This window comes from Streptomyces sp. NPDC104371 (genome assembly GCF_055583785.1).
Genome location: NZ_JBVJNF010000001.1, coordinates 134803 through 152438, shown reverse-complemented (window position 1 = coordinate 152438; position 17636 = coordinate 134803). Strand labels below are relative to the sequence as shown.

General features: G+C 69.4%; 19 protein-coding genes and 2 pseudogenes. 11 read left to right on the top strand and 10 right to left on the bottom strand.

Features of this window, described 5'->3' with window-relative positions; translation table 11 throughout:
• Positions 1-51 precede the first annotated feature (51 nt).
• Entirely contained in the window at positions 52-585 is a 534-nt protein-coding gene (locus ACZ60T_RS00765) for a hypothetical protein (protein WP_469663214.1), read from the top strand.
• On the top strand, positions 582-3533 hold the full coding sequence (locus ACZ60T_RS00760; protein WP_469663212.1) for a CHAT domain-containing protein: 2952 nt from the start codon (positions 582-584) through the stop codon (positions 3531-3533). The genes ACZ60T_RS00765 and ACZ60T_RS00760 overlap by 4 nt, the downstream gene beginning before the upstream one ends.
• Before the next feature lie 58 nt (positions 3534-3591).
• On the opposite strand, the gene ACZ60T_RS00755 is transcribed toward ACZ60T_RS00760, so the two are convergent.
• Positions 3592-4206 (bottom strand): TetR/AcrR family transcriptional regulator, encoded by a 615-nt coding sequence (locus tag ACZ60T_RS00755; RefSeq protein WP_469663209.1) that lies wholly within the window; start codon positions 4204-4206, stop codon positions 3592-3594.
• Between the two features lie 70 nt (positions 4207-4276).
• Between ACZ60T_RS00755 and ACZ60T_RS00750 the strand changes: the two genes are divergently transcribed.
• Positions 4277-5170 (top strand): NADP-dependent oxidoreductase, encoded by an 894-nt coding sequence (locus tag ACZ60T_RS00750; RefSeq protein WP_469663207.1) that lies wholly within the window; start codon positions 4277-4279, stop codon positions 5168-5170.
• A 15-nt stretch (positions 5171-5185) separates the two neighbouring features.
• Here ACZ60T_RS00750 and ACZ60T_RS00745 read toward each other — a convergent pair whose 3' ends face one another.
• Positions 5186-5782, bottom strand: a complete 597-nt coding sequence (locus ACZ60T_RS00745) for a TetR/AcrR family transcriptional regulator (RefSeq protein WP_469663205.1) — start codon at positions 5780-5782, stop codon at positions 5186-5188.
• A gap of 88 nt (positions 5783-5870) precedes the next feature.
• Between ACZ60T_RS00745 and ACZ60T_RS00740 the strand changes: the two genes are divergently transcribed.
• On the top strand, positions 5871-6602 hold the full coding sequence (locus ACZ60T_RS00740; protein WP_469663203.1) for an SDR family NAD(P)-dependent oxidoreductase: 732 nt from the start codon (positions 5871-5873) through the stop codon (positions 6600-6602).
• Between the two features lie 311 nt (positions 6603-6913).
• On the opposite strand, the gene ACZ60T_RS00735 is transcribed toward ACZ60T_RS00740, so the two are convergent.
• Positions 6914-8185: a multidrug effflux MFS transporter gene (locus ACZ60T_RS00735; protein WP_469663201.1), complete on the bottom strand. Its 1272-nt coding sequence runs from the start codon at positions 8183-8185 to the stop codon at positions 6914-6916.
• Positions 8186-8262: 77 nt separating this feature from the next.
• Here ACZ60T_RS00735 and ACZ60T_RS00730 point away from each other — a divergent pair, with 77 nt between their 5' ends.
• On the top strand, positions 8263-8754 hold the full coding sequence (locus ACZ60T_RS00730; RefSeq protein WP_469663199.1) for a MarR family winged helix-turn-helix transcriptional regulator: 492 nt from the start codon (positions 8263-8265) through the stop codon (positions 8752-8754).
• A 257-nt stretch (positions 8755-9011) separates the two neighbouring features.
• On the opposite strand, the gene ACZ60T_RS00725 is transcribed toward ACZ60T_RS00730, so the two are convergent.
• Positions 9012-9152 (bottom strand): hypothetical protein, encoded by a 141-nt coding sequence (locus tag ACZ60T_RS00725; RefSeq protein ID WP_469663197.1) that lies wholly within the window; start codon positions 9150-9152, stop codon positions 9012-9014.
• An 86-nt stretch (positions 9153-9238) separates the two neighbouring features.
• Between ACZ60T_RS00725 and ACZ60T_RS00720 the strand changes: the two genes are divergently transcribed.
• Positions 9239-9709 carry a DIP1984 family protein gene (locus ACZ60T_RS00720; RefSeq protein WP_469663195.1) on the top strand — a complete coding sequence of 157 codons (471 nt, stop codon included), beginning with the start codon at positions 9239-9241 and terminating at the stop codon, positions 9707-9709.
• A 322-nt stretch (positions 9710-10031) separates the two neighbouring features.
• Here ACZ60T_RS00720 and ACZ60T_RS00715 read toward each other — a convergent pair whose 3' ends face one another.
• Together ACZ60T_RS00715 and ACZ60T_RS00710 are read right to left on the bottom strand one after the other, a co-directional pair.
• Complete coding sequence (locus tag ACZ60T_RS00715) at positions 10032-10241, bottom strand: hypothetical protein (protein ID WP_365632913.1); 210 nt, start codon at positions 10239-10241, stop codon at positions 10032-10034.
• Positions 10242-10287: 46 nt separating this feature from the next.
• Positions 10288-10704 carry a hypothetical protein gene (locus tag ACZ60T_RS00710; protein ID WP_469663193.1) on the bottom strand — a complete coding sequence of 139 codons (417 nt, stop codon included), beginning with the start codon at positions 10702-10704 and terminating at the stop codon, positions 10288-10290.
• A 319-nt stretch (positions 10705-11023) separates the two neighbouring features.
• Between ACZ60T_RS00710 and ACZ60T_RS00705 the strand changes: the two genes are divergently transcribed.
• From ACZ60T_RS00705 to ACZ60T_RS00690, 4 genes are all read left to right on the top strand, one after another.
• A complete protein-coding gene (locus tag ACZ60T_RS00705) occupies positions 11024-11194 on the top strand; it encodes a hypothetical protein (RefSeq protein ID WP_469663191.1) in 171 nt (56 codons plus the stop codon).
• A 602-nt stretch (positions 11195-11796) separates the two neighbouring features.
• On the top strand, positions 11797-11973 hold the full coding sequence (locus tag ACZ60T_RS00700; protein WP_469663189.1) for a hypothetical protein: 177 nt from the start codon (positions 11797-11799) through the stop codon (positions 11971-11973).
• Between the two features lie 188 nt (positions 11974-12161).
• Positions 12162-12410, top strand: a complete 249-nt coding sequence (locus tag ACZ60T_RS00695) for a Tn3 family transposase (protein WP_469664701.1) — start codon at positions 12162-12164, stop codon at positions 12408-12410.
• A 219-nt stretch (positions 12411-12629) separates the two neighbouring features.
• Positions 12630-13385 carry a dienelactone hydrolase family protein gene (locus ACZ60T_RS00690; RefSeq protein ID WP_469663187.1) on the top strand — a complete coding sequence of 252 codons (756 nt, stop codon included), beginning with the start codon at positions 12630-12632 and terminating at the stop codon, positions 13383-13385.
• Between the two features lie 503 nt (positions 13386-13888).
• On the opposite strand, the gene ACZ60T_RS00685 is transcribed toward ACZ60T_RS00690, so the two are convergent.
• Positions 13889-14962 carry a recombinase family protein gene (locus ACZ60T_RS00685; RefSeq protein WP_469663185.1) on the bottom strand — a complete coding sequence of 358 codons (1074 nt, stop codon included), beginning with the start codon at positions 14960-14962 and terminating at the stop codon, positions 13889-13891.
• A gap of 286 nt (positions 14963-15248) precedes the next feature.
• Here ACZ60T_RS00685 and ACZ60T_RS00680 point away from each other — a divergent pair, with 286 nt between their 5' ends.
• Entirely contained in the window at positions 15249-15926 is a 678-nt protein-coding gene (locus tag ACZ60T_RS00680) for an alpha/beta fold hydrolase (RefSeq protein ID WP_469663183.1), read from the top strand.
• Between the two features lie 9 nt (positions 15927-15935).
• On the opposite strand, the pseudogene ACZ60T_RS00675 reads toward ACZ60T_RS00680, so the two are convergent.
• The 3 genes and pseudogenes from ACZ60T_RS00675 to ACZ60T_RS00665 all read right to left on the bottom strand — a co-directional run.
• Positions 15936-16673, bottom strand: a pseudogene (locus tag ACZ60T_RS00675) (Tn3 family transposase); the annotation flags it as partial.
• Positions 16674-16717: 44 nt separating this feature from the next.
• Positions 16718-16843: pseudogene (locus ACZ60T_RS00670) on the bottom strand (hypothetical protein); the annotation flags it as partial.
• A gap of 129 nt (positions 16844-16972) precedes the next feature.
• Positions 16973-17431 carry an aromatic-ring-hydroxylating dioxygenase subunit beta gene (locus tag ACZ60T_RS00665; RefSeq protein WP_469663181.1) on the bottom strand — a complete coding sequence of 153 codons (459 nt, stop codon included), beginning with the start codon at positions 17429-17431 and terminating at the stop codon, positions 16973-16975.
• Positions 17432-17636 lie beyond the last annotated feature (205 nt).

Genomic DNA, 17636 nt, shown 5'->3' with positions numbered 1-17636 from the left:
ACAGCGACACTGCGCTCAAGCGGCTATCACCTGCCGACCAAGGATGTGGTGATGTCGGAGGCGTATTGGCGCATCGGCTTCCAGACCGTGATCGGCATCGTGCGCGTCCTGGACCGGGACGAGCGCGCCCAGACCGGCGTTTTCGGCCGGCTGATCACCCAGTCCGGGAGCAGTGACACCCCTTGGCTGGTCTGCGAGGAGTGCAGCGAGTGGTTCGTCTTCGACCGCGCTGCCGCCCGCGAGCACGCGCGACGCGGCACCGTCCCCGAGGGCTCGGGCGCGGTCGATCCCGCAGGCTTCGCGCTCGTCGCCGCCGCCGCGTGGGAGCACGTCGTGGGCCGCTGGCCGGCAGGCGTTCAGCAGCCGACGGTCGGCGAAACGTGCGACCTGTGCGCGAAGAAGATCTACGAAGGTGAGTTGTCCGGCCGGATCGGGGCCGGGACGGTGGAGGCGTACTTGGCGTCCGGCGTCCTGGAGACTCCGCCGCTGAGCCCGCCCCGCGCGGACCGGAAGGGCTGGCTGGCGTGCTGGATCTGCGTCAGTCGCCTCCAGGCAAGGGCGCAACGGGCGCGGGACGGCCGGTGACGTCCGAACGGGCCCGCGTCCAGGCGCTGTTCGAACAGGGCAGGGACCTCTTCCTGCGTGGCCAGTACGAAGAGGCCGTACAACTGCTCGCTCCGGCCGCTGAGTCGGGCCCGACCTCGGCGGGCCTCCAGTTCATTCTGGGTGCCAGCAGGTGGAACAGCGGCGATACCGCCGGTGCCCTGTATCCGCTGGCGCTGTGCGTGTACTTCGACCCAGAGGACGGCGGCGGCCGGTTCGCTCTCGGGGTGGCGCTGCGCGCGCTCGGCCAGCCCGAGCAGGGGGCCGTCCATGTCGCCTACGCCGCCTACCTCGGGAACCCGCAAGCTCCGGCGCTGCTGCGGGAGTCGGGCCTGTCGCACTGCCCGGACTGCGGCGGCCCGGTCGCGTCGGGGGCGGCCCGCTGCGACGGCTGCGTGGGCATCCCGCGGGCGATCAGCGCGCCACGCCCGCGCACCTGGCTGTGGTCCCACCTGCGCTCCGACGACGCCCGCTCGCGGCTCACGCTGCCGTACGAGCGGCTGGCCGACCTCGGCCGCGGCCACCTCACCCGTTACGTGCGCGAGGGCGACCCCCGCGACATCGACAGCGCCCTGGCATACCTGGAGTTGGCCGCGGCTACCGCCTCCGTCGCCGACCGCCCCGCCTGCCTCACCGAACTCGGCAGCGCCTACCGTCGGCGCTTCGCCTGCCATGGACTGCCCGCGGACGTGGACCACGCGATCGACTGCCACGAACAGGCCCTCGACCTGGCCGCCGTCGACGCCCCCGAGCAGGTGCGCATCCTCGCCAACCTCGGCGTCGCCTACGGGGCCCGCCACGAGTCCACCGCGGCCGCCGCCGACCTGGAGCGGGCCATCGCCTTCCTGGAACGGGCGATGGCAGCCCCCACCGAGGACCCGGACGAGCACCTGCCCGCCATGGCCGGCGCCGGCCTCATGTACTTGCGTCGCCACCGGGAGGGCGGCGACGAGGCCGACCTTGACCGTTCGATCGCACTCCAGGACACCGTCGTCGAGGCCACCCCACCCGGCCACCCCCGGTACGCCGGCCGCATGGCCAACCTCGCAGTGGCCTACCTGGAGCGCTACGAACGCCGACGCCGTCTCTCCGACCTGGAACGGGCTCTGCCCCTCGCCGACCGCGCGGTCGCGGCGACCCCCCACGACAGCCCGGCCCTGCCGATCCGGCTGGCCGCGCGGGGCAGCGCCTGGTTGCAGCTCCATGTGGCGGGCCTGGCAGGCAAGTCGGCGGACAGGCGGGACAGCTCGCCGGGCCCCGCCGCCGACCGACCCTTGGACCGCGCGCTCGACGACCTGCGGCGGGCGTTGGACGCCGCGCCCGATGGTCAACCGCACGTGGCCGACGTCCTCGCCGAGCTGGTCAGGGCGTACCTCGTCCCCGGCGCGCAGCAACGGGCGCCCGACCGGCGGACGCTGGAGGCGTGGGAGGCACGGCTCGCGGCGGCGCGTGGGGCCACGCCGAGCAGACGGGCCGTGGCCGGGCGGAATCTGGGCGTACTCGCCAACGCTCTGGGCGAGTACGACCTGGCCGCTCGCGTGCTCGACGCCGCCATCGCCCTGACGCCCGCCGTACCGCTGCGCGGCACCGACTGGACCGACCAGGAGCGGCGGTTCGGCGAGCCCCGAGGCCTGGCCAGCCAGGCGTTCGCCGCGCATTGCGCCCGCGGGGAACCGCTCCAGGCGGTCCAGCAGGCCGAACTGGGCCGCGGCATCCAGTTGGCGACCTTACTCGACGCCCATGACGACCTCGCCGACCTGGAACGCGAACTGCCGGAACTGGCCCGGCCGTTCCGTCAGGTACGCAAGGAGCTCGCCGAGGGGTCGGCGGCCGAGGCCGTGCTGTGGGACCGGTACGGGCAGCTCGTCGCCCGGATCCGCGAGCACCCCCGATTCACCCGGTTTCTGCTGACGCCCCGCGTCGAAGAGCTGCGGAGGGCTGCGGACGGCGGCACGGTGGTCGTCGTCAACTCCGCCCGGAACAGAGCCGACGCGGTCCTGGTCGGATCCGACGGTGACCTCCACCATGTGCCGCTGCCGGACCTCGCCGCCGGTGACGTGGAGGCCCAGTCCGAGGCCCTGGCCGGCTCCGCGTCCGCCGGGCGGCGCGACCAGGCCATGGCGGACCGGCTCGGCTGGCTGTGGGACACGGTCGTCGGGCCGGTCGCGGAGGCGCTGCCTCCGGGCGACGGGCCGCGCCGGGTCTGGTGGCTGCCCATCGGGCTGCTCGGGATGTTCCCGCTGCACGCCGCCGGTCACCCCGGTCGGCCCGGCGCCCTGGACGCGTTCGTGTCCTCGTACACCCCGACGCTACGCATCCTCGCGCACGCCCACGACCGCCCCGCGGCGACGGCCCGGCGGCAGTTGACCGTCGCCCTGCCGAGTACGCCCGGCCTGCCGGGGCTGCCCGGCGCCCTCGCCGAAGCCCTCGACCTGCACCGTCACCGTCCCGACCAGCCGCCGCTGCTCAACGAGGACGCCACCACAAGGCAGGTCGCCGCCGCCCTGTCCACCTCCACCTGGGCGCACTTCGCCTGCCACGCGCTAGCCGACCACGCCGCGCCCTCGCGCAGCGGGCTGCGCCTGAGCGACGGCATGCTCACCATCCCGGAGATCAGCCGGCTCGCCGTGGCCGACGCGCAACTCGCCTACCTGTCAGCATGCTCCACCGGCCACCGCAGCCCGGAGCACGTGGACGAGTCGCTGAACCTCGCCTCCGCCTTCCAGCTCGCCGGGTTCCGGCACGTCATCGCGAGCCTGTGGCCGCTGGCCGACACCTTCGGCGCGGTGGCGTCCCGCGCCTTCTACGCCGAACTGTCCGACACGGCCGACGACGCCGCCGGAGCGCTGCACCGTACGACGCTCGCCCTGCGCGACCGTTACCAGGGCCGACCCGACCTGTGGGCCTCGCTCATCCATAGCGGCCCGTGAGTCGAGGCGTGGCGAGGCCTGCTGGCCGCAGCGGTCGGCAGGCTGCCCTGGAAGCCGGTTACGGTCCGGCCGTGTCGGCGGAGTGTCCGGAGTTTCCGGGAGGGCAGGTGGCGGCCCATGCTGCCTCGATCATCCCGAAGATCTCGTCGAGCGCGGTCTGTGGATCGGCCGCCTCACGGGCCAGCGAATAGGCGTCGATCGCGAACCTGGCGATGGTCCGGCAGGCCGTGGTGGTCTGTGGCAGGGCGGGGTCGGCGGCGATGGCCGTTGCCAGTGCCTCCGCATGACGCAGCCGCATCGATTCCTCGTACTCCCGCAGGGCGGGTGATGCGTCGATCATGCGCCAGATCGGGGCGGCGCTGTCCGCCGTGCAGTGTCGTACCAGGGCCTGGACCTCGCGGCGCAGCGCGGGGATGAGCGGCTCTTGGGGCGCCCGGCCGGTGACCGCCTGCGTGAGGCGTTGCTCGAAGTCCTTGTCCTGCTCGAACACCAGGGCCTCTTTCGAGGCGAAGTGGGAGAAGACCGTGGTGACGGCCACGTCGGCTTCGGCGGCCACGTCACGGATGCCCACGTCGTCGAAGCCGCGGTCCAGGAAGAGTCGCAGGGCGGTGTCGGCGATCTTCTGGCGGGTCGCGGCCTTCTTGCGCTCACGGCGTCCGGACGGCACGGTCATGATCCAAAGCTACCAGATGCAAAACCAAAACAGATGTTAAATGCTAACCGTTAGTGCTACGGTCTGCCGCATGAAGAGAGTGAGCTTCGCCGAGTTCGGCGGTCCGGACGTGCTACGACTCGTGGACGCCGAGGAGCCCCACGCGGGCCCCGGCCAGATACGCATCGCCGTGCGCGCGGCAGGCGTGAACCCCGTGGACTGGAGGATCCGTGAAGGCCAGAAGCTGGGGGCGCATCCGATCGAGTTGCCCTCCGGAGTCGGGCTGGACGCCTCCGGAGTGGTGGACGAGGTCGGCAAGGGTGTCGAGGGGGTCGAGGCCGGCGACCATGTGTTCGGCGAAGGCTCAAGCACCTATGCCGAGTTCGCCGTGCTGTCGGCCTGGGCCCGTATGCCCGAGGGGCTGACGTTCGAAGAAGCGGCCGGGTACCCCTCCGTGGTGGAGACCGCGCTGCGCATCATCCGTGAGGTCGGTGTGCGGTCCGGGCAGACACTGCTGGTCAGCGGCGCGTCCGGGGGAGTCGGATCTGCGGTGCTGCAGATCGCCCGCGACCGCGGCATCACCGTGATCGGCACCGCTGGGACCGCGAACCAGGGCTATCTACGCGACCTGGGCGCCCTTGCCACGACATACGGCGAGGGCTGGGTCGAGCGAGTGCGGCAGCTCGGCCATGTCGACGCGGCTCTCGACCTGGCCGGGTCGGGCGTGATCCGTGAACTCGTCGAGCTGACCGGGGATCCGCGGAAGGTCATCTCCATCGCCGATCTCGGTGCACCCGCGCTCGGTGTCCGCTTCTCCGGCGTGGCCGGGAGCGTACCGGACGCGCTCGCCGAGGCCGTCGACCTCATCTCCCGAGGGAAGCTCCATATCCCGGTCGAGAAGTCGTACCCGCTGGCCGAGGCCGCGGCGGCGCACATCGACAGCCAGGCGGGCCACACGCGCGGGCGCCGGGTCCTGATCGTCTGAAGGGAGTGGAAGGGCTCAGTGGGCGGGGCGAGGCAGTACAGCAAGGGCTGTCGAGGCGATACCGGTCAGCCTCTCCTCGCTCGCTCCCGCCTTGCCCAGCGCTTCGATGCCGCGCAGTACGGCGAGCACCAGTGCGGCCAGCTTTCCCGGATCCGCGTCCGCGGCGATATCACCATTGCGCTGACAGGCCGCGATGTCGTCTTCCAGGAGCGCCTGCAGCGCCTCGATGGCCGCGCGCGCCCGCTTGGCCACCGTCTCGTCGTGTTCGGCCAGTTCGGCGGCGCCCTTGGCCAACAGACATCCGCGGTGGGCGGTGTCCGCGACAGTCGCCGCCGCCACCGCGTACACGTGGGCGGACAGTCGCGCGTAGGCGTCCGCGTCGTCGCCACGTAGCTGCTGGCTCACGGCGTCGACGACGGAGCCGCAGTAGTCGTCGAACACGCGGTGGAACAGTTCCCGCTTCCCGCCGAACGCGCCGTACAGGCTGCCTTTGCCGAGCCCCGTCGCCTCGGCGATGTCTTCCATGCGCGTGGCGGCGTACCCACCTGACCAGAACCGCTCCCGGGCGGTGTCCAGCACCTGCTGCTCGTCGAACTTCCTAGGTCGCGCCATGGGGTCAGCCTACCCATTCTTGACTGGTTCGTCCATAACGGTCTAGCGTTATGGACGAACCAGTCAAGAATTGAAGGGTGGGTGCGGTATGACGCAAGTACTCGCAGGCAAGGTGGCGGTGGTCACCGGAGCCGGCAGTGGCATTGGGCTTGCCATCGCCAGGCGGTTCGCCGCGGAGGGGGCACGGGTGTTCCTGGCCGGTCGCCGTCAGGAGCCACTTGACGCGGCCGTCGCGGAGATCGGGCCGATGGCCACCAGTGTGAGGGCCGACGTTTCGGTACAGACGGACCTCGATGACCTCTACTCGGTCGTACGCGAGAAGGCGGGCCGCATCGACGTGCTGGTCGCCAACGCCGGCAGCGCTGTCCCTCAGCGTCTCGGCGAGATCACGGAGGAAGCCATCGACGCCACCTTCGGTACGAACGTGAAGGGCACGATCTTCACCGTGCAGAAGGCGTTGCCCCTGCTGTCGGACGGCGCCTCGATCGTGGTGACGGGATCGACCAGCAACCTCCGCCCCGAACCGAGCCTGGAAGTCTACGGCGCGTCGAAGGCAGCGGTGCGCAACCTCGTGCGCAGTTGGGCGCTCAGCGCGCAGGAACGGAAGTTCCGGGTGAATGTGCTGAGTCCCGGCCCGACCGAGACCCCGGGCCTGATCGGCGCCGTAGGCTCGGACCACCAACTCGCCTCCGAGGTGCCGCTCGGCAGGATCGGCCGCCCGGATGAGATAGCCGCCGTGGCGACGTTCCTGGCCTCGGACGCTTCCAGCTTCGTCAACGGCGCCGACTGGTTCGTCGACGGAGGCCAGGCGCAGGTCTGACCACGTCCCTCATGCGGTGGGTGTACGGGGGGCACCCCGGTTCACCGAACGGCCTTGTCCATGAGGCCTGACCGGGGCCACCACCGGCGTCAAGCGTCGGCCGACGGGTCTGGCACCCTCGCCTGGAGACGGACACGGCCACGGCCACCGCCGATCATGTGTCGACAAACGAAGATCAGCGGTGGCCGTGGACCCTGCCGGATGGCAGTCGGTATTCGAGGGCCTGATGGCAGGGCCCCCGGAGTGGGCCGACCAGATGGCACAGCGAAAGCCGAGCCGTCCGCTTGGGTGGTTCGCTCATGTGCCGACTGTCAGTCGTGTCGTGTGTCTCTTGCCTCTGTCGTGTCAGGTTCGCGGTCTTGCCTGGTCAACCGCAGCGCGAGCGTGGCGATCAGCGCGCAGCCGGTCATGCCGAGGAACAGCGGCATGACGGTGTGTCCGCCCGCGATGCCCATCAGAGGCGCGACGGCCGCGCCGAGGGCGCTTTGCAGTGTGCCGAGCACTGCCGAACCGGTGCCGGCCGCATGCGGCACACATCCGAGGGCGAGCGCGGTGGCGGTGGCGAAGACCTGTCCGAGACCGAGGAAGCCGATGCCGATCAGGCAGAGGGCCCACGCCCGGTTGAGATGCCCAGTGGCGGTGACGAGCAGGGCCACGGCGCTTGACGCCAGCAGTACGGCCAGCCCGAAGTTCAGCAGAAGCCAGGGGCGATAGCGGCCCACGAGGCGGGTCGTGGCCGCGCTGGAGGCGGTGGCGGTGAGGGCGCCGACGGAGAAGGCGATGGATGCCTGGTTGACGCTGAAACCCAGAACGTTCTGCAGGAGGAAAGGGGAGGCGGAGATGTAGCAGAACAGGGTGGCGCTGGCGAAGCAGAAGGCGAGGGTGTAGCCGAGATAGGAGCGGTCGGTCAGGACCGAGACAGCGGTCTTCAGTGTGCCGCCGATGCCGTTGGCATGTCGGTGCTCGGCGGGCAGGCTCTCCGGGACGAGGAACAGCGCGGCAAGGAACATGAGCGCGGACGCGCCAGCCAGCGCCCAGAACACCGCACGCCAGCCGCCGGGGCCGTTCACTATCGCGCCGCCCGCCAGCGGCGCCACGATGGGGGCGATGCCGCCCAGGGCCATCAGCGTTCCAAAGATCTTCGCGGCGGACGTACCGGACGCGACATCCGAGACCACGGCCCGACCTACGACGACACCGGCGGCGCCGCTGAATCCCATGAGGAACCGCAGGCCGGTCAGCAGCTCGAGCGAGGGAGCGACGGCGCACAGCGCCGTGACCGACGTGCAGATGCCGGTTCCGACGAGGATCGGCTTGCGGCGTCCGTACCGGTCGGAGAGCGGCCCGAGCGCGAGCTGACCGGCCGCGAGCCCGACGAGGAAGGCGGTGAGGGTGAGTTGGACACCGGCGGCGTCCGTGGACAGATCCCGAGCCATGACCGGAAAGCCCGGGAGGTACATGTCCGTGGACAGCGGGATCACGAACGACAGCAGCGCGAGGGTCGCGGTGAGACGGCCCGGCGGGGACGGGGGTGCCGACTTCGACACCGCCTGGTCGACGTGGGTGGAGGCATGGGAGGTCATCGCCGCTCCGAGGATCGAGGGGACAGCAGGCGGGGTAACTATAGATATATAGCTATAGGGAAAGCTAGGATGGGTGTGTGACCACGGATGATGCTGAACTCCACGACCAGGCACTGCTGCGCGAAGCCAGGGAGCTGACCCCAGCGGTCTACGCCCTCGCGCGCGTCCTGCGGCTGCGAGGGGTCGCCGAGGCCGGGCTCATTCCGCTACCGCCGTCGGACTTGGAGGTCCTGCGCTATGTGCTGGAATCCCCAGGCACGGGAACGAGCGCACTCGCGCGTGAACTCGGGCTGCACGGGAGCAACGCGAGCACGACCGTGCGGGGCCTCGTTGCCCAGGGTCTGATCCGCCGTGAGGCCGATCCGCAGGACCGGCGAGCCGTGAGGCTGTATCCGACGTCGGACGCCCAGCACGGAATGGCGCGGATCGAAGACGCCTGGGCGGGCCTGTTCGCCAACGCGCTGGCCGCACTGTCCGCCGACGACCGCGCCGCACTCGCTGCCGCGACGCCTGCGCTGCGCACGCTCGGCTCCACCTTGCGAGACCTCCGCAACACCACTCGCGATTGACAGCGCCCCGGGAGCCGCGCGTCGGCAAACGCGACACCCTCAAGTGAAGTAGGGGTGTGGTGAGTTGTTCAGTGTGACCGGCGTTCCGAATTCGCTGAGCGTCGACTCTCGCGTGCCGCTCTTCGTGACCGGGAAGGGCGTGGCTGACGATTTCGCATGTTGATTTCCCGGAGCGCGACTGGACCGACTCGCCGTGGCGTTTCGACCCGCGCTGTGCAGCGTTACGCGCCGGGTAGCTGACGAAGCCCCAGTAGCGATCAGACGGTTCGACAGGGTGTGACGTCTCGGCCGTGGATCGTGGATGACGGCTTGCGGGCGCTGATCGAGCCGCTGTTGCCGCCGTGGCGCGAGCCGGTCACCAGGGCCGAAGTTGGTGGCAGGCCGGTTGTGCTGGTCATGGCTCCAGCGGAGCGAAATCCAGGTGCGTAGAAGCTGGTTGGCACTCGTATGCTCATGCGGGCTCATGGAGGGGGAGGCGAAGACAGTGAAGCTTGCTGAGGCACTGGCAGAACGTGCGGAAGCGACGCGCCGTGTAGAACAGTTGCGAGCGCGCGTCGTCGGCAGCGCGCGGTACCAGGAGGGGGAGACCCTCGCCGAGGACGCGGCTCAGCTGTTGGCTGAGGCCGGTGAGGTGATGGACGCTCTGGAAGCGTTGATCCGGCGGATCAACCGGACCAATGCCACCGTGGAGATGGGTCCGGACGGCACGCTGACCGATGCTCTCGCACGCCGGGATGTCCTGCGGCTGCGTCACTCCGTGGTCACCGCGGCGGCGGACGCGGCGGCGGGTAAGAGCGAGCGGGGATACGGCCGGCAACTTCGGTCTGAGCTGTTGATGCTCTCCGCGCTTCCGGTCGCCGAACTGCGCGGTCAGGCGGATGCGCTCGCCCGGGAGATCCGCGAGGTCGATGTGCGGATCCAGCGTACGAACTGGGAGGTCGATCTGCTGGACTGAGTAGTCCAGCAGGGTGGGAACGATGTGGAGCAGGTAGCGGCTTCGGAGGCGTGCACACACCGAGGGCTGGCGGTTTTCCAGCCCACTCCTGGCGCGTGAAGAGCAACGCGGGGGTTCGACTCCCCATCAACAGTGCAGCTCAGTACCGCGTACAGGTGACGGTGCACATCGCACAGCACATCACCACGTGCAGATCCGAGGCGGCGAGGGCGGGTTCGGGGCTTTCCACATCGCAGCACCAATGAAGTGCTCAGTCACAACGGGGGTGACTGAGCACTTCAGTTGGCGGGTGCGCACATGAGTCGGCGATCGCTGCGATCGCTCAGATGCGCATCTCCGGGATGCCGCGGACTGCGTACGCCAGCAGGCGGGCGTCCTTCAGACAGGCCGGGGAGAGCGAGAGGCCGAAGCGCTGCTCGATGACTCCGAGGGTGCGTCGATAGGTCTCCGTGCAGTGCTCGTCTTCGGGAGCGATGAGCGTTCTCCCGTCGGGCCGCAACACGTGCCCGCCCACGAGTTCGGGAAGCAGCAAGTCAGGTTCGCATCTTCCTCTGGTCCGCCCGATGCTCCATCGGAGACTACGACCTGGCGATCTCTTTCCGGAGCTGGTGGGTGAAGCGACGCAGGAGGTCCAGCGTCTCTTGGAACTCGGCCCGGCGGTCGTCCCTGCCGTCGGTGGGCCGGGTGCTCCAGACCCGACGTGCGAGAGCATCGGCGAGATCGACGGTGTCGCTGGCGCACAACAGGTAGAGGGCTGAGCGTGCTTCCTGCATCCGGTTCGCCAACTCGTTGGCTCCGGGGCCGTCGTCACTCAACTGGGTTTCCTTCAGGTAGTCGAGTAACTGAACTACCGCCGTGTTGAAGCCGATCCCGGCTTTGAGCTTCTGTTCGCGGAGCCACATGCGGTCCTGTCGGCGCGCGGTGAACCACGAACCGAACACCACCCCTATGAGGCCGATAGCGGCCCCGATGGCCACGGACAGGATGTTCCCCACGGTCAGCTCCCCCCGAGATGTACAACCGACGCCAGGCTACAGAGACCGTTGGGCGCCATACTCGGTGAGCGCGCTCACGTGCGAGTGTCCGGCAGGCCGGTGGACCGGTCATGGAGGGGAACCCGGGCGCAGCCGGGAGTGGCGCCGGGGGAGTCAGGGCGGGGGTGTGGCGAACCGGCTCCGGTGCCGCCGCGCGGTAAGCGCAGGCGACCAGAACAGCCGCGTAGGCCGAGAGGACGGTGAACCAAGTGACAACGAGGCGCATTTCGGCCTTGATCGACTCCTCATAGACCTCACGCGTCACCTTGCGGAGGTCAGCATGGTTGGCCAGGTAGTAGACGCCGTCTTCCTGCGTCGGCTGTCCGCCGGACGGGAGACCCCCCACGGCCAGGCACACGACAGCGCCACCGACGAGTACCCCGGCCGTGACGACGAGTCGGCTCGGAGCCATGCGGAGCAGCTTGCCCGGCCCGATGCTCCGCGCGGCTGACATGGCACGCAGCGCGGCTAGGCCGAACAGCGAGAAGGTCAGGCCGAGGACCACAAGAGTCGTTGCACGCGGCAGGAGCGGGCTGCCCGGTAGGAGCGTCAGCCCGACGATGAGTGTGCTCAGTGCGGCGAGTAGCAGAGCCAGTGCGATGTGCACCTTGTACGTGGTGGCCATGCGCTCTCCTTGGTCCTGGACTCAGCGCGAGTATCGCCTCATCCGTCTCACGGGTTCCATGTGCAACCACGGCAGCGAACACGCGCGCAAGCTGCGGTGAACTGGCACCTGAGAGGGCGTTCTGTGGACTGCCGTCTTGAAGCCGCCGGCCAAGGGCTTGGATCAGGTCGCGTACCCTCGGCCCCGTGCCCCGTAAATCGAAGAGGTCCCGTCGGCTGGTTGCCGCCGGGCGCGCGTATCTGTGGAGGCTCCGCCACAGTCACAGCGTGGCGGACGGCGTCCATTCCTGCTGTAAGACCCTCACGCTGAACCCGCAACCGGCTGGCACTGGCGGCCCACTGCGCATCGTCTTTGCTGAGGGCCCGGACCGGTACGTGAGCGGGGCTCCCTTGGGCTCTGGAGACGTGGGACACGTCCGGGGCGCCTCCTTGAACTTGCACGAACCCGGCGCCGTCCGAGCCCTGCTCGACGCGGCGTTGGCCCACGGATGGCAGCCGGGAGAGCGGCGGGTGGTGGAGATCGACGGCTGGTCCTTGCTGGAAGCGGCAGCCGCCGCGCGGGCCGTGGCCACCGGCTCCGCGAGCCCGAAAGATCGACTCCGGTGACTTTGCTGATCCTCGAACCGCCCTCCAGGAGCCGATTCTTCACCGACAGGAAGTCGGGCAAGAACGCGGAGCGCGAGGAACTGCGGAAGCGCCTCGACGGCCTCCGGATGTGACAGCCTCGGCCGATGACATGACGGGTGATCAAGACTGCGGACTCCCGCCCGAGATCAGTATGAGTATCCCGAGCGATCGACTTCGACCTGATCGAGACCCAGTTCCGCCACCTGATGCGCGTGGCCGTCTTCGTACGCGAGGGCGCCATCTCCTCCTCCACGCTGCTCAAGCGCCTGCGCTCCGGGTCCCGGAAGAACGCCACCTACGCCGCCTTTCGCGAGGTCGGCCGCGTGATCCGCACCGTGCAGTTCCTTCGGTATCTGTCGGATGCGCCGCTTCGCCGACGGGTGACCGCGGTGACGAACAAGGTGGCTAGCTGGTGACGACCTTCACGGGAGCGGGCCGGTATACGCCAGACTTCTGCCGCGAGGGTCAGCCTCCAACACCGTGGCCTGGGCAGGGATTTGACAGTGCTGCCACGGGAACGGGGTCTGTGACGGTGCTTGTGAGCCCTCGCCGTATTTCAGAGGGACACCCGCGCTGCTCTGCCAGCGGCAGAACACCGGCCGGACCGGGCTGGACGATCACTACTGTCCAGTCTCATGACGACGATTACGACGCGTACGGTCGAGTACCCGGCCGACGGTCTGACGATGATCGGGCACCTCGCGCTCCCGGCCGGTGATGACCGTCGGCCCGCGGTGCTGCTCGGGCCAGAGGGCATGGGGCTCAGCGACGTCGAGCGCCGCCGGGCCGATGCTCTCGCCGAACTGGGATACGTAGCGCTGGCCTTCGACCTTCACGGCGGGCGCTATTTGGGTAACCCTGAGGAGATGCTGGCCCGTTGCATGCCGCTGCTCGCCGACCCCGACCGGATGCGGGGCATCGGTCATGCGGCGCTCGACGTGTTGCGCGCCGAACCGCGGACCGACCCCGACCGGATCGCCGCCGTCGGCTACGGCACCGGGGGCGCCATCGGGCTGGAACTCGGACGTGACGGCGTCAACCTGCGCGCGATCGCGACAGTCAACGCGCTGACCACGGGCCGACCGGGCGAGGCGGCGCGCATTCGCTGCCCGGTGTGGGCCGGGGTCGGGTCGGAAGACCCGATCATGCCGCCCACGCAACGGGGCGCGTTCACCGCCGAAATGCAGGCCGCAGGCGTCGACTGGCGCCTCGTGGTCTACGGCGCAGCCCTGCACGCCTTCCACCACCCACCGGTCGACCACACCGTGCGCCCCGGCGTCGGCTACCACCCACGGCACGCGCAGCGAGCCTGGCGCGACGTCGTCGACCTGCTCTCCGAGTGCCTGCCCGTGACCGAGGATCTGGCCAGTCCAAGCTCGGCTACTCGCTAACCAGCGCTTACCGGTCACTACGGCACATTTCTGACGTGTTCCGGTCCCGCCTCTTCCGTCAATACCGCAGGGCGCCAACGACGCGCTCTCTGCCCAAGACCGAGGCCTCCACGCAACCTTCGGGAGTGACGAGGGGGTACCGACCCACTTGGCGCTGCGCAGCGCCGCCGACACGATCACCACCCTCATCATGATGGTGCTGCCTCACCTCATGGGCGTCGTCACTGGTGGAGCTGCTGCTGTGGGCCTTCGCCGCGAGTGTGGGCGGCTACACGGTGCTGCGTCGGCGCGACGCCTGACCGCGTCGCAGGACCGCGGCCATCCTGGACGAACAACGCGGGTGGCGCTGACCCAGCCCGTGGTCCGATCCGATAACGGTGGGAATCAGCGCCCACATCATGCGCGGCCGGTCGGTCGAGCGAGCACGAACGGGGCCGGACACCCCAAAATCGGCCCCGGGGAACAATGGGACAGCCGTTGGCGCTAAGGGCTGGTCTTGCTGGCTACTCAGTCTCCGTGAGCTGATGGACCTGGCCCTGGAGACGCTGCCGGAGTTCGGCTTCCTCGGGCGTGATCGGGGCGTCCGGGCGCCGGATGAGGGCACGCCGTGGGCTGGGGATGTCGTCGGCGCCCTGGAGGTCGTTGAAGTCGGCGCGGGCCGCCGCGACGGCTTCGGGGTACGCCTCCTTCTTCTCGTGCTCGGCGAGCGCGCGGTAGATGCTCGCGACGCTGGGGGTCTGGCCCTTGCGTTTGCCGATGGGGATGATCAGGTCGGGCTGGATCTGCTTGACTGACTCGCCGTTCGCGCGGCGTCGGAGCACGGTGTGCAGCATGTCGTCGGTGATGACGGGGGGTCGGCCGCCGTGCTTGCCATTGCGGGCCGCCGCGTCGAGTCCTTCCAGCGTCGACTCGCGGACGTTCTCCCGCTCGGTCTCCGACATCGCGGCGAAGAACGCGAACAGCAGGCGGCCCGGCCCGCTGGGGTCGTACATCCCGGGCAGTGGTCCGGCGAGCATCTCCAGGACCAGGCCGTGGGCGGTGAGGTGGTCAGCGTGCGCGGTGAGTTCGGCGGCGTCGCGGCCGAGGCGCTTCATCTCGTACACGGTGAAGATGACGCGGCAGTGCGGGGCGTGGGCCTTGATCTGCCGGGCGAGTGCGAGCGCGGCCTCGAACTGGGGGCGGACCCGTACCCGGGTGCTGATTTTCTCGGAGAACACCTTGTCGCGCGGGATGCCGTGCTTGGCGAGCGCGTCGAGCTGGGACTGGAGTTCCTGGGTGAGTGTCGAGCACCTCGCGTACCCGATGCGAATGTCCGCGCTCGGGGTGTCCGGCGCGAGGGCGAGCGGGACCGCGGTGCCGGGGCGCCACGGTTGTCCGGGTCCGCGGTCGGCGGGGGTGGGCATGCGCAGGAGCTTGGCGAGCCGGGGCACCTTGGTGAAGCGGCCGGTGTGGTAGGTCCCGGCGACCGCGCCGGAACGCGAGCGGCACGGCGAGCCGGGCTCGGCCCGGCAGCGGGGGCAGGGGTAGCGCTCGACGTCGTCCGCGTCGCTCGGGAACGCCCCTTGAGGGGCCGTCATGCCCCAGATGCCGTCACAAACGATTCTCAGAAGTACCCGAACTCACCTTTGGTGAGAACGAGTTCTGCGAACCGAACCGGCGCTTCGCGATCACCGGGCTGCCCTCTTTGATCTTGCTCGGGCAAAGGACCGTTTGTGAGAACCGCGCGGCATTGAGGGCCTATTTGTCGGAGCCGGCCGGTGCGTACAGATTCGCCCTACGGTTTGCCGCCGTCAGCCCGAGCGTTGCCGAGGAGCGCGATCACCGGCTGTACTCCTCGGGCTCTGCTTGACCTACGATGACGCAGTGAAGTTCGTGATGGTGCCGGGTGGTTGGCAAGGCGCATGGGTGTTCGACTCGGTGGCTGCTGAGCTGCACCGAGACGGTCACCACGTCGAGGCGGTGACCCTGTCGGGGTTGGAGTCGGACGGCCCAGTCGATGTGGGCCGCCCGCCGAACCTTGACACCCATATTGACCAGGTAGCTGAGATCATTGACCGTGGCGACGGAATGCCCGTCGCGCTGTGCGGACACAGCTACGGCGGGATGGTGATCGCCGGTGTCGCGGATCGGCTCGGCGACCGCCTCGATCAGCTCGTCTTCATCGACGCCTACGTCCCGGACGACGGGGATTCGTGTTGGTCTTTGACCAGCGACAGCTTCCGGGAGTTGTTCATAGCCGGCGCCCGCGCCGACGGCCGATGGGTCGCAGTCCCCGAAGGACTCGACCCTCGCGCGCGACCGCACCCACTGGCGAGCTTCGTCCAGTCGATCAGGCTGGGAGGCAACCCCAGCCACGCGCTCGGCCGAACGTTCATCAGTGGTGGCGCGTGGCCGGGTAGCCCGTTTGTCTCCCTGACCGAACGGCTGCGCAACGACTCAGGCTGGCGGGTTCACGAGATTCCCGTCGGCCACAACATCGCCCGCCGCGACCCGCATAGCCTCGCGGCCGTTCTCGGCGCATTGCCGCCCGACTCCGTTTGAGGCAGTCGTTCACTCCTCTGTGCCACCGTCCTCGTTGAGGTGGACGGCCGCCGGGTCGCGCAGGGGCTGCAGGCCCTCGCGCGGCGGGCGGGCGGCGAAGCTGTAGCGGCCCAGGCAGTTGAGGTTGGCGTGCTTGAGTAGGGAGACACGGGCGACGTCCTCGTCCAGGACGTCGTGCTCCCGCTCCTCCGCGAGGAGAGCCCGCAGGTGCGCGACGGAGGCGTCGAGGTAGCGGGTCGTCCAGAGCACGGTGGCATCGAGGACCAAGCCGAGCGCGCCGAGCTGGTCCTCTTGCCCCGTCCGGTACGCCTGCATGATCTCTCCGCGCTTGCCGTGGCAGATGTCGCGGGCGAGCTTGTGGCGGGACTCCTGAACGGTGAGCTGCCGGTTCATCTGCCGGCGGTAAGTGTCGTCGACCGGGTCAACGACCCGCAACAGATGCAAGGTCTTGGCGATCCGCCCGTACTCGGCGAACGCCTGCCCCAAAGGCGTGGACCGCCCCTCGCGGCCGAACATCCGCAGCAGGTCGTACGCGCGGACCTGCCCGGTCACCAGCGATCCGGCGACGCGCAGCATGTCCGGCCAGTGCGTGGTGACCTTGGTCAGGTTCACCTTGTTGCGGGCCAGGTCCTCCAGCGGCCCGTACCCGCCGGTCTCCACGCCGGGCAGCTCAGCCCGCCAGAACCGCTGGTCGTTAAGGTCCTTGAAACGCGGCGAGAAGTTGTAGCCCAGCATCGTGAACAGCCCGTGTTGCCCGAGTCCGCCCGGCACACCCGCACACCGCGGTGCCGGCACGCGTCGAACAGGACGTTGATCCCGCCCTCCTCGTCGCGGATGACGATGAAGTTGTCCTCGCCGATCTCGCGCAGGACGTAATCGCCCTTGGCCTCGACCTCCGACTCGTGCGCGCGGTACACCCAGTACCGGCCGAAGATCTTCCGTAGTTCGAGGTCGTAGACCTCCTGGTTGCCGAACAGTCCGGCGGGGATCTCGCCGTACACGAGCCCCGTGGCGAGTTCGTCGAGAAGCGCGTCGGCTCTCGTGCGTCAGAAGAAGATGGAAAGGTCGTGCGTCCCGATCGCCGTGAGATCAAGCAGGACTTCGTGGCGCGGGAGGCGCAACGCACCGTCTTCCCTGCACAGTTGGCCGTGCCGCTCACCTGAGAGCAGTTGAGGCTGCGTCTGCTCCTGTCGTGTGCGGTAGACGAGCAGGTTGCTGCGGACGTGCACGAGGTCGGGATCCTCGGCGTCCGCGGTGGCCCTGACGCCGGTCACGAAGTGGCGGATACGGGACGGCGGGTCCTCCGCCCAGGCGTACTGGGTCTCGTGCCGCGCCACCCGGCTCTCCAACGACCCGTACGTCTCGTCCAGGTGGAACGCACCGGCCACGAACCCGGTCCCACGCGCCCGCTCCACGGTCTGCCGGATCGGCACCTTTGCGGACGGCAACAGGCTGGAGCCGATGGGGAGTTGAGGCCGCCCGGGGGAGCTGCCCTGCTCGGACATCCGGGCTCCGGGCCTGGCCTGCGGCGATTCCGCGCGGGGCGGTGGCCTCCACCGCGCGAAATTGATCCTTCGACGCCGCTGTCGGTCCTCGCCGCGAGGGTTACCGGGTCGGCTGCGACAGCCCCGCACGAATGGCGGGTGAGTGGCCGGAAGTCTGAAGCGCATGGCGGTGCTCGGCGGCAGTGCACCGGTGTGAGTATCGAGC